The 17,552-nt window shown below is 34.8% G+C and carries 13 protein-coding genes; 12 read left to right on the top strand and 1 reads right to left on the bottom strand.

The features are described 5' to 3' along the window. The first annotated feature begins 107 nt into the window (after window positions 1-107). The 7 genes from J2S19_RS06170 to J2S19_RS06140 all read left to right on the top strand — a co-directional run bounded on the left by J2S19_RS06170 (window position 108) and on the right by J2S19_RS06140 (window position 10,449). Window positions 108-644: a GNAT family N-acetyltransferase gene (locus J2S19_RS06170; protein ID WP_370875082.1), complete on the top strand. Its 537-nt coding sequence runs from the start codon at window positions 108-110 to the stop codon at window positions 642-644. Window positions 645-799: 155 nt separating this feature from the next. After that, window positions 800-1,231: a hypothetical protein gene (locus J2S19_RS06165; RefSeq protein WP_307338805.1), complete on the top strand. Its 432-nt coding sequence runs from the start codon at window positions 800-802 to the stop codon at window positions 1,229-1,231. Window positions 1,232-2,130: 899 nt separating this feature from the next. Further along, window positions 2,131-4,296 carry a sensor domain-containing phosphodiesterase gene (locus J2S19_RS06160; protein WP_307338802.1) on the top strand — a complete coding sequence of 722 codons (2,166 nt, stop codon included), beginning with the start codon at window positions 2,131-2,133 and terminating at the stop codon, window positions 4,294-4,296. Window positions 4,297-4,480: 184 nt separating this feature from the next. Next, the gene (locus tag J2S19_RS06155; protein ID WP_307338799.1) at window positions 4,481-4,708 is read left to right on the top strand and encodes a hypothetical protein; all 228 of its coding nucleotides are present in this window, start codon (window positions 4,481-4,483) and stop codon (window positions 4,706-4,708) included. Window positions 4,709-4,869: 161 nt separating this feature from the next. After that, window positions 4,870-7,473, top strand: coding sequence for a bifunctional acetaldehyde-CoA/alcohol dehydrogenase (adhE, locus tag J2S19_RS06150; RefSeq protein ID WP_307338796.1), 2,604 nt, complete (start codon window positions 4,870-4,872; stop codon window positions 7,471-7,473). 441 nt (window positions 7,474-7,914) lie between these two features. After that, entirely contained in the window at window positions 7,915-9,081 is a 1,167-nt protein-coding gene (locus J2S19_RS06145; RefSeq protein WP_307338792.1) for a DUF4317 domain-containing protein, read from the top strand. 198 nt (window positions 9,082-9,279) lie between these two features. After that, entirely contained in the window at window positions 9,280-10,449 is a 1,170-nt protein-coding gene (locus J2S19_RS06140; RefSeq protein WP_307338790.1) for an LL-diaminopimelate aminotransferase, read from the top strand. A 32-nt stretch (window positions 10,450-10,481) separates the two neighbouring features. On the opposite strand, the gene J2S19_RS06135 is transcribed toward J2S19_RS06140, so the two are convergent. Continuing rightward, on the bottom strand, window positions 10,482-11,078 hold the full coding sequence (locus tag J2S19_RS06135) for a VanZ family protein (protein WP_307338786.1): 597 nt from the start codon (window positions 11,076-11,078) through the stop codon (window positions 10,482-10,484). A gap of 65 nt (window positions 11,079-11,143) precedes the next feature. On the opposite strand from J2S19_RS06135, the gene J2S19_RS06130 reads away from it, so the two are divergent. From J2S19_RS06130 to J2S19_RS06110, 5 genes are all read left to right on the top strand, one after another. Further along, window positions 11,144-11,926, top strand: a complete 783-nt coding sequence (locus J2S19_RS06130) for an alpha/beta fold hydrolase (RefSeq protein WP_307338782.1) — start codon at window positions 11,144-11,146, stop codon at window positions 11,924-11,926. Window positions 11,927-12,005: 79 nt separating this feature from the next. Next, window positions 12,006-12,689: a response regulator transcription factor gene (locus tag J2S19_RS06125; RefSeq protein ID WP_307338779.1), complete on the top strand. Its 684-nt coding sequence runs from the start codon at window positions 12,006-12,008 to the stop codon at window positions 12,687-12,689. A 2-nt stretch (window positions 12,690-12,691) separates the two neighbouring features. Next, window positions 12,692-13,699 (top strand): sensor histidine kinase, encoded by a 1,008-nt coding sequence (locus tag J2S19_RS06120; protein WP_307338776.1) that lies wholly within the window; start codon window positions 12,692-12,694, stop codon window positions 13,697-13,699. Window positions 13,700-13,807: 108 nt separating this feature from the next. Continuing rightward, window positions 13,808-14,491 carry an ABC transporter ATP-binding protein gene (locus J2S19_RS06115; protein WP_307338773.1) on the top strand — a complete coding sequence of 228 codons (684 nt, stop codon included), beginning with the start codon at window positions 13,808-13,810 and terminating at the stop codon, window positions 14,489-14,491. Continuing rightward, the gene (locus J2S19_RS06110; RefSeq protein ID WP_307338770.1) at window positions 14,488-17,073 is read left to right on the top strand and encodes an FtsX-like permease family protein; all 2,586 of its coding nucleotides are present in this window, start codon (window positions 14,488-14,490) and stop codon (window positions 17,071-17,073) included. Before J2S19_RS06115 ends, J2S19_RS06110 begins: the two co-directional genes overlap by 4 nt. The last annotated feature ends 479 nt before the right edge of the window (window positions 17,074-17,552 follow it).

Here is a 17,552-nt window from a genome sequence, read left to right as displayed (position 1 = left end):
GGGAGTACAGTAAGAGGAAAGCAACTTAAAAACTTTTTCGAAAGACCCAAGCAACATGTAGGTAGTTAATGAAGGGGAATAGTTAAAAAAATAAGTGAGGAGGACTAATTATCGTCCATTTAAGATTCTTTGAAGATTCAGATTTTCAGCAACTTATTGATTGGATAAAGACACCAGAGCTTTTACTCCAATGGGGTGGCCCACAGTTTCGCTATCCATTAAGCGAAGAACAATTAAAAAGTTATGTAAAAGGTGCTAATAAAGACAAATCCAATCATTTTATATACAGTGTAGTAAACAATACCAATGAAGTAATCGGACATATTTCATTAGGAAATATTGACCGAGAAAACGAGTCAGCTCGAGTAGGAAAAGTGCTAGTAGGTGAGCAAACGTTAAGAGGTAAAGGAATTGGTCAATTAATGATGACGCAAATTCTTAAAGTCGCCTTTGAAGAGCATAACTTACATAGAGTTAGTCTTGGAGTGTTTGATTTTAATTTTTTAGCAATTGCATGTTATGAATCTGTAGGGTTTGTCAAAGAGGGTTTACTAAGAGATGCTAGGAAAATGGGAGAGCAATACTGGAGTCTTTGGGAAATGAGTATGTTGAAAGATGAATGGGAAAAACGAAATGAAGAATAGACAGCTTATTGCTGCTATTAATCCATCACTATATATAAATTAATAGTTACTTAGGATTCAATTGGACAAGTATCTATTCTGGAGATTTTCTCACATATTAGTTAGTGAGCTATCTTTAGAAGAATTATGAGATAGGTAGAATCGGAGTGGAAAAAATGAAACCAAATTATACATCGTTAGGTTTCTCTGACAAAATGGGACCTAAGTTAAGAAAGTTAATTGAACATCAACTATCGAAAGATATATATGCATATGGCCTGATTGAATCCCAATTGAAATTTGATTGGTCCGAAAGTTGTATAGAAGGACACGATACCGATTACTTAGATGGCACTGTAGAGAATTTCTCAGGAATTAACATATTTAATGAAAAGGATGAACATATTGCAGAAGGATGGATGGAATTTATTCATGAGCCAGCATTTCACTTTTTTATTGCGTATTGGGAATTCATTCACATTATTGAAATGGGAAGAGAAGTTGTTATAAAAGATTCAGTTGGCATACCTCCTCATATTTTTAAGAAGATTCCGAAACAATTACAAGCTAAATATAAAGATAATTTATTGGTTGATGTCTGTAGGTAATTGAATAATAAACATGGTAACGTAGTTACATTATAGAGCCAATAAAAAGGGTGACAAAAAAATAATCTGTCAAAACAGTAATCACTGTAAAATAGATTAAACGAGGGATTAGTAATCTATCTTAATTGTATAGGTGGATAGCAACTTTCTAGTAAGTTGTTGTCTTTTACTTAATCAATAAAATTATGGAGGCTGATTACTAGATTCCTACAAGATGGCTGGGGAACAAAACTTACTCGTTATAAAAATTTATAACTATCAATTGATGTTTATGAACTAGCTTCAATCGTAATCAACTATCATCGATATGTTGAAACAAAAGGGATGGACAAAATAATAGTAAAAGAGGCTGGGACATAACAAAAATAACCTAGTTAAATACGAACATTATTTTTAGGGTCTAATGTTACAAATTCTGTCAAGGTTGATTGGAGCGGAAGTGCGAGACTCCTGCGGGATGCGTGGGAGAGGTGAGACCCCACAGGAGTTTACTCCGAGGAGGCTCACCACCCACCCCGCGGAAAGCGAGTACTGCAGCGGAAATCAACCAGAACGTCAACCCTGTATAAACAACACGAAGGTTGAATTGAGATCTCATCTAATAGTTCGTATTTTTCTTGTCTTTAAAACCTTTTGTCTCAGCCTCTTTTATCTTCTTCATAATTGTATTTTCTATACAGATAACATGATGAAAATTAATCAGGAGAGACCATGCTTGTTTAGTAAACGATACCTTCTTTCTATTTAACTATAATTTCAGTTAACTGAGAGTATACTAACTATTTCAGACTATGGATTACTTTACCAGTCATTTTATAGGTATTTAATACTATTTTATAGCCAATTTTTATAGTATTATAGTAAATAGATGAACACAACATAGGAAGAATGGTGCAGTCATGGATAAAGAATGCTTATATAAAACCTATCAATCTTTATTGGAGAATAATCCTGATGCTTGTTATGTAATTGATTTACACGGAAATTTCTTATTAATCAATGATGCCGCAGTAGACTTAATTGGCATAAAACGTGCTGACCTTTTGTACAAGCCTTTTGCCTCTATATTAGACGAATCGTACATAGAAGCTACAAATCTTACCCTTCTTCGAATAATGAATGGCCATAGTAAAAGTGAAAGGTTTAACACTGTCATTAGGACGACTGAAGGTGTACTAAAACAATTATCTGTCACTGCGGTACCAATCTTTAATGAGAATGAGATTTGTGGTGTTGGAGGCATTGCAAAAAACATCACTGAAATAAACCAAATTCAAACCCTATTAAACGGGCAAAATAAAGTGTTAGAAATGCTGGCGAAGGGATTTCCACTTTCAAGTATACTAAATGAAATCATTTACCTCATTGAAAAAAGTTCAAATGGCGGAACATGCTCAATATCATTGACAGAAGAAAACTCAGATACATTAATTCTTTATTCATCACCAAACCTGCCAATTGAGTATAGTGACAAATTAAGATGTATTCCAATTAGTCCAAGTACTGGTTCTTGTGGAACAGCAGCCTTCTTAAAAGAGACCGTTATTGTGAGTGATATCGAGACAAATCCATTATGGACAGATTTTAAAGACCTAGCCTTGGAGCATAATTTAAAAGCATGTTGGTCATCGCCATTCTTTGACCAAGCACAAAATGTTTTAGGTGTATTCGCAATGTACTATAACAAACCTTCAGAACCTGCTGAATCTGATCGTATACTAATTGAAAAGGCGACCTATTTAACAAGTCTAGTTATCCAACATTTTTATGCTGAAGAAAAAATTAATTATATGGCTTATCATGATGCGTTAACTGGCCTCCCAAATCGACGGCTTTTTGATGACCGTGTAAATAGTGCTATTCAGAACGGATTAACTAATAGACATACATTAGGTTTACTCTATATCGACTTAGATCGTTTCAAAATTATTAACGATTCATTAGGACATAATATAGGTGATTTACTTTTAAAGGAAGTATCAAAGCAATTATTAGGTTGTATTAGAAGTAATGATACATTTTCTCGACAAGGTGGAGACGAATTTACAATTCTCTTACATAATGTTTCGAAAAGTGATGTTAGTTCAATTGCTAATCGAATCATTGATATACTTTCAAAGCCATTTATTATAGAAGGCAATGAAATTTTTGTTACACCAAGTATAGGTATCAGTCTTTATCCGCATGATGGACAAAATAAGGATGAACTACTTCGTAAAGCAGATTTAGCGATGTATCAAGCGAAAAGAAGTGGGCGTAATAATTTTCAATTTTATGATAAACAGCTTGACAAAATCGTTCAAGAACGTCTAGAGCTTGAAAACCATCTACGTAAAGCACTTGATAAAGAAGAGTTCACCTTACATTATCAACCAATTATTGATTTATCTACAAATAAAATGTCCGGAGTAGAAGCTCTTATTCGCTGGGAACATCCAACATTTGGAATGGTGCCTCCGAACAAGTTTATCCCGATTGCAGAGGAAACAGGACTTATTGTTCCGATTGGAGAATGGGTAATCAGAACTGCATGTTTGCAAATAAAAGAATGGGAAACTAATGGCTTTGGGCAAATTTCTGTTTCTATTAATTTATCAATTCGACAATTTTATCAATCAAATCTCATCAATATGATGCAATCAATTCTCAACAAAACTGCAATAAATCCAAGGTTACTGATTGTTGAAATTACCGAAAGTATGACCATGGATGTTGAGTCTGCTACCCAAATATTACACGAACTAAAAAATCTCGGGTTAACGATAGCAATGGATGATTTTGGAACAGGCTATAGTTCGTTTAGTTATTTAAAAACGTTTCCGATAGATTTCTTAAAAATAGACCAATCTTTTATTCGCGATATTGCCATTAATCTAAGTGATGAAAATATTGCAACTGCTATACTACTCATGGCACATAATCTTGGCTTAAAGGTTATTGCAGAGGGAGTAGAATTAGCAGAACAATTAGAAGTACTTAAACAACATGATTGTCATAAAGCACAGGGATATTATTTCAGTAAACCATTACCTGTATATGAACTAGAGCAATATTTAAATAATTAATAACGCTAACCCGTATCAACCAGCTAAAATAATAGCAATGATGCGGGTTTTATCATTCTTTTGTCATGATTAGAATTTGTAAAAGAAAAATTAAAAATAAATTCACACATTGTTCAACTTTTCACAAACTTTTTGCAGAAAATCATGGTAAGATAAATTCATAAAGTATAAGGAGTTGATAAACATGATGCTTTGTGAATGGAAAACATTTACCACAGATTCAGAGGTTTACACACAAGAGGCATTCGAGGAAGCAGTAGGCGATGAGTTTGAAGCAATGATGTTTAAGGGAAATGAAGAAGTACCAGCGTACATTTGGACAATTAATTACGTAGTAATTGTAAAACGATATTCAAAAGTATTGACAGACATTTCATTTGAGAAGTTACCAAGAAATCCTGTATGTGAATAATATTAGCGTGACTTGAATTAAAATGTTTGTCATACTTTTTTTTATATAAATTCATGTGAAATGTTTCACAATTAGACTAACCTAGATAACTTGAGTAAAATCGCATTTTTTAAAAGTGTATGTGAAACATCTCACAAAGATAACCTTTTGGAGGGATTGTAATGACGGTAGTTGGTAAACAAGAGAAAGCAAAACAAAATGCATCACAAATGGTAGACACATTAGTAGACAATGGGTTAAAAGCATTAAATGAATTCCGTAAGATGGACCAAGATGCAATTGACAATATCGTCAAAGAAATGGCGTTAGCAGGTCTTGATCAACATATGCCTCTTGCAAAAATGGCAATTGAAGAAACCAAACGGGGTGTATACGAGGATAAGATTATAAAAAATATGTTTTCAACTGAGTATGTATACCATACGATAAAATATGATAAAACAGCAGGTATCATCAATGAAAACGAACACGAAGGAATCATTGAAATCGCTGAACCAGTAGGTGTGATTGCAGGGGTTACACCTGTTACAAATCCAACTTCTACGACAATGTTCAAAGCATTAATCTCTATTAAAACAAGAAATCCAATTGTGTTTGCTTTCCACCCGTCAGCTCAAAAATCAAGTAGTCAAGCAGCAAGAGTTCTTCGCGACGCAGCGATTAAAGCAGGTGCACCAGAGCATTGTATTCAATGGATCGAAACACCTTCATTAGAAGCTACTCAGTCTTTAATGAATCACAGCAAAGTGTCTTTAATATTAGCAACAGGTGGAGCAGGAATGGTGAAATCAGCTTATAGCTCAGGTAAGCCAGCACTTGGTGTAGGTCCTGGTAACGTACCATGCTACATTGAGAAAACAGCAAACCTTAAACAAGCAGTAAACGACTTAATTCTATCAAAAACATTTGATAACGGAATGATTTGTGCTTCTGAACAAGCTGTGATTATAGATAAGGAAATTTATACGGAAGTCAAGGAAGAAATGATTGCCAACAAATGCTATTTCTTAAATGAAGAAGAAAAAGCAAAAGTTGAAAAGCTCGTCATTAATGAACAATCTTGTGCGGTAAACCCAGATATAGTAGGGATGGCTGCTGCAAAGATTGCTAAAATGGCAGGTGTATCAGTACCTGAAGATACGAAAATATTAATTGCTGAATTAAAAGGTGTTGGCCCAGCTTATCCACTATCAAGAGAAAAACTAAGTCCTGTACTTGCATGTTATAAAGTAAACAGCACGGAGGAAGGCTTAAAAAGAGCGGAAGAAATGCTTGAATTTGGTGGCTTAGGACACTCTGCAGTTATTCACAGTTCAGACAAAGAAGTAATTGAACAATACGGTCTACGTATGAAAGCAGGAAGAATTATATGTAACGCACCATCTTCTCAAGGTGCGATAGGTGATATATACAACGCATATATCCCATCACTTACATTAGGCTGTGGTACGTATGGTGGTAATTCTGTCTCTACAAACGTTGGAGCTATTCATTTAATCAATATTAAAAAAGTAGCGAGAAGGAATGTGAATATGCAGTGGTTTAAAATACCAAATAAAATTTACTTTGAAAAACACTCTACACAATATTTAGCAAAAATGCCTGATATTACGAAAGCATTTATTGTCACTGACCCAGGTATGGTAAAACTAGGCTATGTCGACAAAGTACTCTATTACCTACGTAAACGTTCTGATTATGTACATTGTCAAGTGTTCTCTGAAGTTGAACCAGATCCATCTATCGATACAGTGATGAAAGGTGCTGAGATGATGGCAAAATTCCAACCAGATGTCATTATTGCACTCGGTGGTGGTTCTGCAATGGATGCTGCAAAAGGAATGTGGCTATTCTATGAATATCCGGAATCTGATTTCTTCGGATTAAAGCAAAAATTCCTTGATATCCGTAAGCGTTTAGTGAAATATCCTAAACTTGGTGTGAAATCAAAATTCGTCGCGATACCAACAACATCTGGTACTGGCTCTGAAGTAACATCTTTCGCGGTTATTACAGATAAAAAGGCAAATATTAAATACCCGTTAGCAGATTATGAATTAACTCCGGACGTTGCGATTATCGACCCGCAATTTGTAATGACAGTACCTAAAGTCATTACAGCTGATACAGGTATGGACGTCTTAACACATGCGATTGAAGCGTACGTATCTTGTATGGCAAATGATTATACTGATGGCTTAGCAATTAAGGCAATTCAGCTTATCTTTGAATATTTACCACGTGCATATCGAGACGGAAGTGACGAGCTAGCTCGGGAAAAAGTGCATAATGCTTCAACAATTGCTGGTATGGCTTTTGCAAATGCGTTCCTAGGGATTAACCACAGCCTTGCGCATAAATTAGGACCTGAATTCCATATCGCTCACGGTCGTGCAAATGCCATCTTAATGCCACACGTTATTCGTTACAATGCGACTAAACCTAAGAAATTTGTATCATTCCCTAAATACTCTCACTTCATAGCAGACCAACGCTATGCAGAAATTGCTAGAATACTAGGCTTACCTGCTCGTTCAACAGAAGAAGGAGTAGAAAGCTTGATTCAAGCAGTAATCCAGTTAGGTAAAGAACTACAAATCCCAATGAGCATTGAAGCAAACGGCGTTAATAAAGCAGAATTTGAAAGCAAAGTTGATTATCTAGCAGAAAGAGCATTTGAAGACCAATGTACAACAGCAAATCCAAAATTACCATTAGTAACAGAGCTAGCCGAAGTATATCGACAAGCATTTAAAGGTATATAATCAAAATATAGAGAAGCTGAGACAAAAGGTTTTAAAGATAAGAACAATACGAATTATTAGATGAGATTTCCATTTATCCTTCATGATGTTTTTACAGGGTAGATGTTCTGGTTGATTTCCACTGCAGTACTCGCTTTCCGCGGGGTGGGTGGTGAGCCTCCTCGGCGCAAACGCCTGTGGGGTCTCACCTCTCCCACGCATCCCGCAGGAGTCTCGCACTTCCGCTCCAATCAACCTTTACAGAATTTGTAACATTGAACCCCCCGAAACAAAGTTCGTATTTAACTAAGTTGTTTTTTGTTTTGTCTCAGCCTCCTTTTTTTCTGCACACTCTAATTTCTTATTAAGAAATATTAGTCATTCCTAGTAATAATATGTCAAAATTCAAGTATTACTATTTTCTTTCCAAAACTGTATAATCAGGATTGGGAGTTGAAAAAAATGAACAAAAAAGATATAGCAGCTATACGCAAACAATTTAAACTAAACAATCACTTATTAGAAATCCGAGAAATCCTTATTGTATATGTAAAAAAGGAAACTGGTGAAATATATCATCAATTCTGCTTACCTTTTGGTATGCTCGATCAAGAAACACAGGAACTATTTTTAGCTAATTTCAAAAAGGTATTAACAGGCCAACTTGATTCAAAATTATTCAACCTCAAATTTAGAAGAGATGTTGAAGATAACACACAAACTATACTATATGAAGGTTTACATGAGACATTATCAGAGGATTGGCAAGAGAATATGCTCCAAGTCGTCGAAAAAATGTATGCCCACTCTGCCTATGAATTCGATACGATGGTTACATTTATTCGTGGGGAGTATCGAAAACCAACGAAAAAACGTGACCTCGAGTCAGAATTGGGTGGCGACGATGAAGTATACTCTAGTGAGTTTATTTTATGCAGTCAAAATAAAACGGACCAACCGAAGAAGACATTGCTGTTTGATTATGTCCAAAAGGAATTCCGACCGAACAATGCAGTCGACCCGATAATAAATCTAGCAGCACCGCTATCTGGCTTTTTATTCCCAGCATTCATTGATAATGCAGCAGATGTTAATCACATTCTTTATTATGCTGGAAAAGCAAATCAACCAGATGAAGTCTTTATTGAAGAAGTGTTAACTTGTGAGGAGATTATTACTGCAGTCGAGGACAAAGAGATATTTGAACATGTCTTAAAGAACGTCATAGGCGATGAAATAGATTCGAAAGTAATCTCAAATGTATATGAAGAAATTGACAAGCTTGTTCAAGAAAATGAAGAGGAAGAAGACCGAGAGACAGATACACCAATGCTCGATTACCAAGACATTGGCCGTATTTTGAAAGTTAGTGGGGTTGAAGATGTTGATTCCGCTAAGGTAGAGCATGCTTTTAAAGAAGTTATCGATGATGAAAAACATGAATTCAAAGCAAGTAGTCTCGTACCTAAATCAATCAAAATTAACACAAATCTAGCAAACTTATCAATCAATCCGAAAGATTTAAAAAATGTAAAATATATTATGTACCAAGGTAAACGATGTCTATTATTAGAAATTGATGAAGATGTCGAAATTGAAGGCTTTCGTCTAGAAACTGAAACACTATAAAAATTTATAAGGCACAATCAAAAAATAAGCTGTGTTTATTGTAAAGTTGGTCCTCATAAGTAGTGACCAACTTTTTATTTCTCCTTATTTAAGTTTGATAATCTTATTCCAACTATATCATGTTATATGATAAACTTATTTTCAGAATACATATAATTATATAAATATACTAAATTCGTCAATGGTGGAGGTTATCAAATGCACATTACATATTCGAATCGAATGAATGCGTTTCACGCATCGATTTTTGCAGAACTTGCTGCATATAAAAAGAAAAAACTCACTGAAGGGGTTAAAATGATTGACTTGAGTATCGGAAGTCCTGATCTGCCACCGCCTCTGTTTATAAAAAAAGCGCTCGCAAATCAAGTTTTAGATGACGATCAATACGGGTATTCGTTGGGGGGAACGAGTAAATTCCAACTTGCAGTTTCATCACACTATCAGAAACAATATTCTGTTCATATTGAACCGGAACATGAAGTATTATTAATGATGGGCTCCCAAGATGGACTCGTCCATTTCCCAATGGCATTCGCTAATCCAGGGGACATCGTTTTAGTACCTGACCCAGGCTATACAGCGTATACAGCAGGTATAGAATTAGCCGGTGCAAAACCATATTTTATGCCGTTAACAAAAGAAAACGGGTTTTTACCGGACCTTTCCATTATTCCTGAGGATATTGCATATCAAGCCAAATTAATGTTTTTAAATTTTCCAGGAAATCCAGTACCGGCATTAGCAGATGAGACCTTTTTCAAGAAAATCATTGCCTTTGCAAAGAAGCATAATATCATTGTATTACACGATTTTGCATACTCTGAGCTCTACTTTGAAGGAAATAAACCAATTAGTTTTCTTTCGGTTGAGGGTGCAAAAGATGTAGGAGTTGAAATGTCATCTTTCTCCAAAAACTACAATATGGCAGGTAGCCGTATCGGGTACTTAGCAGGAAATCAACAAATTATCCATGCGATGCAGCAGCTAAAAAGCAATCTAGATTATGGTGTATTTCTTCCAATTCAAGCAGCAGCTATTCAGGCATTGGAAAATGGAGAAGAGTTTTGTGAACAAAGTCGAAGAATTTACCAACAACGTCGTGACGTTATCATTGAAGGATTAACATCTATAGGCTGGCCTATCGACAAACCAGACGCAGGTATGTTTATTTGGGCAGAAGTGCCTGACGGATGGACCTCTCTTCAATTTACGTATGAGTTAATCGAAAAGGCAAATGTTGTCGTAACCCCAGGACATGCATTCGGTCCTCATGGAGAGGGGTATGTACGCATTGCTCTAGTACAAGAGGTAGAAGTATTAAAAGAAGCAATTCTCTCTATTGAAAAAGCAAATATACTAAAATAAAGATATAGAAAAAGGTAGATACTACATATACTCTACCTTCTTCTATTAATAATTAGAATTTTATAGGAAATAGGTGCTATTAAATACCCGAGCCAAACCCCCAACACATTCAATATTAAGTCATCGACATCCAAGCTTCCTCTTCTTGTTAAAAATTGCGTAAGCTCTATCAAACTAATCGCATATACACTTACAATCATTAACCACATCCAATGAGGTTTACTCACCACATAATGATAATAAATCCCAAACGGTATAAATAGACAAATATTAGCAACTATGTTATAAAAAGCAATGAAACGATTAGAATCTCCAGAAAAGTAATAGTTTATTGTATCAAATGGGATCAGATTCATTGTTCCATAAGTTTGTGTTTCAGGTCTAAAGAACAACAAAACAAATAAGCTAATTGTATACAGAACAATGATGAGATGAACGAACCATATCGGTAAAAATATTTTATCCTTTCTAATGATGGCGTTGAGGATAAAGGCAATACTCGTTAATAATATCCAAATAACACCGATTACAATTGGGTGTAAATAATCTAAAAATTTTAGCCAAAAAGGCATGCTTAGAAAAAATATAACTTGTGAAATAAGTAACGGATACAATCGTTGTTTGTTCAATCAATCACCGACTTTACAAATATAAAATAGTATACCATGAATCTATTAAAGCAGAGGAGAACATTATGTCGATATATATAAAGGAAACAGGAAATATTCATTCCAATACTTTATTCATGTTTATCCATGGAGGCGGTGTGAGTGGCTGGATGTGGGACAAGCAAGTTGATTATTATAGTGAATATCATTGTTTAATACCAGATTTGCCAGCACAAGGTTTAAGTCAATGTTGTAGCCCATTTACGATTAAGCGCAGTGCGCATTTACTACTTGATATCCTTAAAGAAAAGGGGAAAAGTAAGCGTATAGTCGTTGTTGGATTTTCACTCGGTGCACAAGTATTAGTACAGATGTTAAGCATGAATCCTAACTTAATCGATTATGCAATGATAAATAGTGCCCTCACTAGACCAATGCCTTATTCAGCTTCAATGATAAAACCGCTTATTCATTTAAGCTTCCCACTTATTAAAATCAAAACATTCTCCCGTCTACAAGCACAAACACTTTATATAGGTAAGGAGCAATTCCCTTTATATTATAAAGAAAGTATAGAGATGAAAAAAGAAACACTTATTCAAGTGTTAGTAGAAAATATGACATTCTGCCTTCCACCACAGTTTAGTGAGGCAAATAGTAACATCCTAGTTACAGTCGGAGAAAAAGAACGCACAATCATGAAGAAATCTGCAAAGGACCTAATCGCTTCAAATAAACAATGTAACGGACTCATTATCCGCAACATTGGACACGGTTTTTCATTCACAAACCCGACGATGTTTAATCAATTAATCGATGATTGGCTCGCAAATAAAAGCCCTCTAAATCAACAATATATACTGCGGTAATAATGAAATACTTTGACGGAGGTTCCCTAATTCACTATGATAAAAGTACTTTTAATACAGAAAAGGTAGGAAACAATTAATGAAAATATTAGTCGTTGAAGATGATAAAACAATTGCTACTGGTTTAGAATACTCCTTACAAAACGAAGATTTTGAAACAGTATTATGTTATCAATGTGAAGCAGCTAAAAAGATTATAAGCGAACAAATTGACCAAATTGATTTATTTTTGTTTGACTTGTCATTACCAGATGGCAGTGGCTATGATTTATGTAAACTTGTGAAACAACAAAGTGATAAACCTGTCATTTTTTTAACAGCAGTTGATGATGAGGTGAATGTTGTGATGGGACTAGATATGGGTGCCGATGATTATATTACAAAACCGTTCCGCATACGTGAACTTTTGTCACGAATTAAATCCGTTCTCCGCCGTTACACAAACCAAGTCGGAGTAAAGCCTATTATAGAAATCGGAAAGATAAAGATTAATACATTAGAGGGAAAGATATATAAAAATGAAGTAGAAGTATATGTAACCGCACTAGAATACCGCTTGTTTTTAATATTCGCTACACATATTGGCCAAGTGCTGACACGAAGTCAGCTTTTAGAAAGAATTTGGGATGTTGCAGGTGACTTCGTAAACGATAATACATTAACTGTTTACATAAAAAGATTGCGTGAAAAGTTAGAGGATGACCCTCAAAAACCGACGTTAATAAAAACTGTCCGTGGCATGGGTTACAAGGTAGGTGATTAACGTTGTTTCGAAGCCGTGAAAATCAAATAATGGCGTTTAGTATGATTTCATTTACAGTTCTTGCTGTTTGTATTGCCGCTTTTACAATGTCAAAAAATGCAGCACTCTTTACTTTTATTACTTTAATCATCATCATAAGTATATGCTTCTATTATACATCTCGGAGATATCGGGAGCTTTATAAACTATCTCATTATTTACAAAGGATTAGCAATGGGGATTACACATTAGATATTCGTGATAATGAAGAGGGAGAGCTAAGCATATTAAAAAATAACATATATACAGTAACTCGTATGCTAGCGGAGCAGCAATCACTTTTAAAACGCGATAAATTACAATTAACTGACGCGATATCTGATATATCCCATCAACTTAAAACACCATTAACCTCAATGATGGTTATGGCAGACTTATTAAGTGATGCAAATTTAAACGAAGTGAAACGTGCAGAATTTACGAAAAACATTAGAATGCAACTTGAACGAATCGAATGGTTAGTCTCTTCTTTATTAAAGCTATCAAAAATTGATGCAGGTACGATTGTATTTAAAAAAGAGAAGGTGAATGTTAAAAGGGCGATAGAAAGAGCAATTGAACCTGTCTTAATACCAATTGATATTAAACAACAAAACCTTCAGGTAAAAATTGAAGAAGACAATATTACATTTACTGGTGATGCTAATTGGGCAATTGAAGCATTTATAAATATTTTAAAGAACTGTGTTGAACATACAGCTGACTTCGGGAAAATCACCGTTACAGCAACAGAAAATCCTCTGTTTACGGAAATTATCATTTCTGATAATGGAACAGGGATACCAAAAAAAGACTTACCACATATCTTTAAAAGATTTTATAAAGGGACAAATACAAGTGAGGATAGTGTCGGAATTGGATTAGCAATGTCCTATAGCATTATTTCAAGTCAAAATGGTGATATTGAAGTAAAGAGCAAAGAAGGAGTAGGAACTACTTTTCTCATTAAATTTTATAAACAGGTGATTTAAATAGCGGTATTTCTTGTTAAGTGACTAAAATGTCACTTAACAGTCACCTTATCGTCATTTTCGGTGGATATACTTAAACCATCTTGAATGACATGGAGGAAAATAGATATGGATATTTTAAAAATTGAAAATTTATCGAAAATATACGGTAAAGGGGAAACAGCGGTAAAAGCTCTTGATAATGTATCATTTTCAATTAAAAAGGGAGAATTTGTCGTGATTATTGGACCATCAGGTTCGGGGAAATCGACATTACTGCACATGCTAGGTGGTGTCGATCGTCCAACAAGTGGAAAGGTTCTGATTGACAATACAGATATTTATAGCTTAGATGAGACGCAATTAGCCATTTTTCGCCGCAGACAAATAGGATTAATCTATCAATTTTATAATTTAATCCCGATTTTAACTGTTGAAGAAAACATTACATTACCACTTTTACTAGACGGTCATAAAGTTGACAAAGAACAATTCAACCAAATCGTTACGGTGTTAGGATTAGAGGATCGCCTTCAACATCTCCCAAACCAATTATCTGGTGGTCAACAGCAACGTGTTTCAATCGGACGAGCTTTGATTAGTAACCCAGCTATTATGCTCGCTGATGAACCGACCGGAAATTTAGATAGTAAAAATAGCAATGAAATAATCGAATTATTAAAAATGTTTAATAAAACATATAACCAAACATTAATCGTAATTACTCATGATGAACGAATTGCCTTGCAGGCTGACCGTGTAATCGCTATAGAAGATGGTAGAGTTGCTAAGGACGAGGTGATTCGTCCATGAATATTGTTAACAAACTGACCGTTAGACATTTAATAGAAAATAAACGGCGGACCCTAATTACGATAATAGGAGTCATTATCTCGGTAGCGATGGTTTCAGCAGTAGCAACCTCTGTTTTTTCTTTTTTAGATTTGATGAAACGAGATACTATTGCTAGAGATGGAGAATGGCACGTCCAATATCAGAAAGTTACTGTCGACCAAGTAAACGAACTTGAAAAAGATGAACAAACTAAAAAGCTAGCTTTATCAAATGATGTAGGGTACGCGAGTCTAGAAAATGCGCAAAACAAATATAAGCCATATATTTTTATTAAACAATATAACGATACTGCAAATAATTTATTTCCAATCGAGCTAACTAAAGGGCGATTACCTGAAAAAGAAAACGAAATTGTTCTCTCTGTAGAAATCGAAAAGGATACAAATACCGAATATTCGATCGGTGACCAACTAACACTTGATATTGGCGACAGATATACGGATTCTTCGCCAGTACCACTTACACAAACTGATACATTAGAGATGGGCGAAGATACAGTAAATGAAACACTCATCACTAAACAAACAGAAACATATACAATCGTTGGCTTTATCAATCAACCTTTATGGGAAAAGTCTTGGTCCCCGGGGCATACAGCCATAACGTATCTTGATAAAAAGTCATTAAAGAGTGATGAAAAAGTAAATGCTGTCATTCAATTAAAAGATGTTAACTATAACCTTTATAACCATGCAGAAGAGTTAGCTAGCAAACTCGGTATAAAAACATTCCACTATAATTCAGAACTGTTAAGATACTCTGCTATAACGAATAATAGTGATTTAGCAAAAACATTGTTCTCATTAATTGCTATTATCATCGCTATTATTATGACCGGGTCTGTATCACTTATTTACAATGCTTTTGCAATCAGTGTTTCAGAGCGTTCACGTCATTTAGGAATGCTCTCAAGTGTAGGTGCAACAAAAAAACAGAAGCGCAACTCAGTCTTTTTTGAAGGCATCGTCATTGGCACGATTAGTATTCCGATAGGGATTATAGCTGGTATCGGTGGAATTGGGCTTACTTTCCATTTTATCAATACTTTCATTGGAAATACGTTTGGGATACAAGAAAAACTAATCGTTATTGTAACGCCGTTATCAATAATAGTCCCTTGCATTATTTCTATTGTTACAATCTTTATCTCGACATTTGTACCGGCAAAAAAGGCATCAAAAATTTCTGCCATTGATGCAATACGACAAACAGAAGACATTAAATTAACGAAAAAAGCAGTTAAGACATCGAAGCTTGTCCGTAAACTTTTCGGTATAGAGGCAGATATCGGTTTAAAAAACATGAAACGGAATAAACGAAGATATCAAGCGACGATCTTCTCACTTATTATCAGTATCGTTTTATTTTTAACTGTCTCCTTTTTTACCGGGAGTATTCAAAAGTCACTAGATATGTCACAAGACCAAGCTAACTTTGATATCCAAATCTATGGTGAGGACCTTACGGTGAAAGACTTTTCACCTTTCAGAACCTTAAAAGAAGTTACTGATTCAACAATTTATAATGTAGTATCTGCATATAGCTCAATCGGACCAGAAGAAATGCCTGATAGACTTTTGGAGCTAGTCGAAACAACAGATGATTATAATCTTGAAGACGGAAAGTATCCGTATTATCTATCAATATACGGTATGGATGAAGCTAGCTTCCATAAGTATGCAAAGCAGATAGGGGTCAATCCAGAAAAATTAACTTCATCTAAAGAACCTCAAGCAATCATCATTAACGAAGTAACTTATGAAGATGCGGCAACACGCAAATTTATTGAAACAAAAACAATTGAAACAAAGGTTGGATCATCTATCGATTTATATTCAATGAATTATGAAACGAATGAAAAAAAACTTATGAGTAAAGTGCAGGTTGGCGCACTAACCGATCAAGTCCCAGTCGGGATTAACCACTCGAGATTAGGTGGATTAGATATTATCGTATCAGATAAAACGTTGGAACAAATATTAGATGAAGAATTAAAGGAAGAGCTTCAAACATTTTTTTTTATGAATACTACAGATCCTGAGAAAACACAACGTGAAATAGAAGAACTGAAAAAATCCAATATGGAAGTGTACAATGTAAGTCGTGAACGGAAAGATGCGGAACAAACGATGTTGTTGATGTCAATTTTCATATACGGTTTCATCGTACTCATCTCTTTCATATCGATTGCGAATATCTTTAATACGATTACGACTAGTATTGCCTTACGAAAACGTGAATTTGCCATGCTGAAATCTGTTGGAATGACACCTAAAGGGTTCAATAAAATGCTTCACTATGAAAGTATTTTTTATGGGGTTAAAGGTCTACTTTACGGATTACCTCTAAGTCTACTTGTAATGGTGCTCATATATTTTTCAATGCAAAACACATTTGAGTATGGTTTTACATTACATTGGGGTAGTATCATCTTTGTGATTATTGCCATTTTCATTATCGTCGGAAGTGCAATGCTCTATTCCTCAAGTAAAGTCAAAAAAGAAAATATAATTGATGGATTAAAGCAAGAAAACATTTAATTAGTAAAGAAGGAAAGAGGCTGGGACATAACATAAATAACCTAGTTAAATACGAACATTATTTTTAGGGGTTCAATATTACAAATTCTGTCAAGGTTGATTGGAGCTGATTGCGAGACTCCTGAGGGATACGTGGGAGAGGTGAGACCCCACAGGAGTATCTCAGGAGGCTCACCACCCACCCCGCGGAAAGCGAGCACTCGTGCTGCAATCAACCAGAACGTCAACCTTTTTGTCTCAGCCTCTTTTTTTAGTATGTTTTTATATCTTCTATTCATTTATTGTCATTTCCAAAAAATTTTCACTTAAGTAGTAGTTCGTACAAAAAACAACAAACTTTTTTTAAAAAGGACATCTTTTAAACAAACGTTTAATTAAATAACAGAGAACGTTGTCATAAACATGCAGATACTTGTCGGGAAAACACCCTGTTTATTCAACTTTAATAAATCTATGAGTCATTTCGACAATATTTACAT

This window comes from Metabacillus malikii, from assembly GCF_030813355.1.
In the GTDB taxonomy this organism is placed as follows: Bacteria; Bacillota; Bacilli; order Bacillales; family Bacillaceae; genus Metabacillus; species Metabacillus malikii.
The sequence above is the reverse complement of the archived record's forward strand: the minus strand, read 5'-3'. Positions and strand labels throughout refer to the sequence as shown.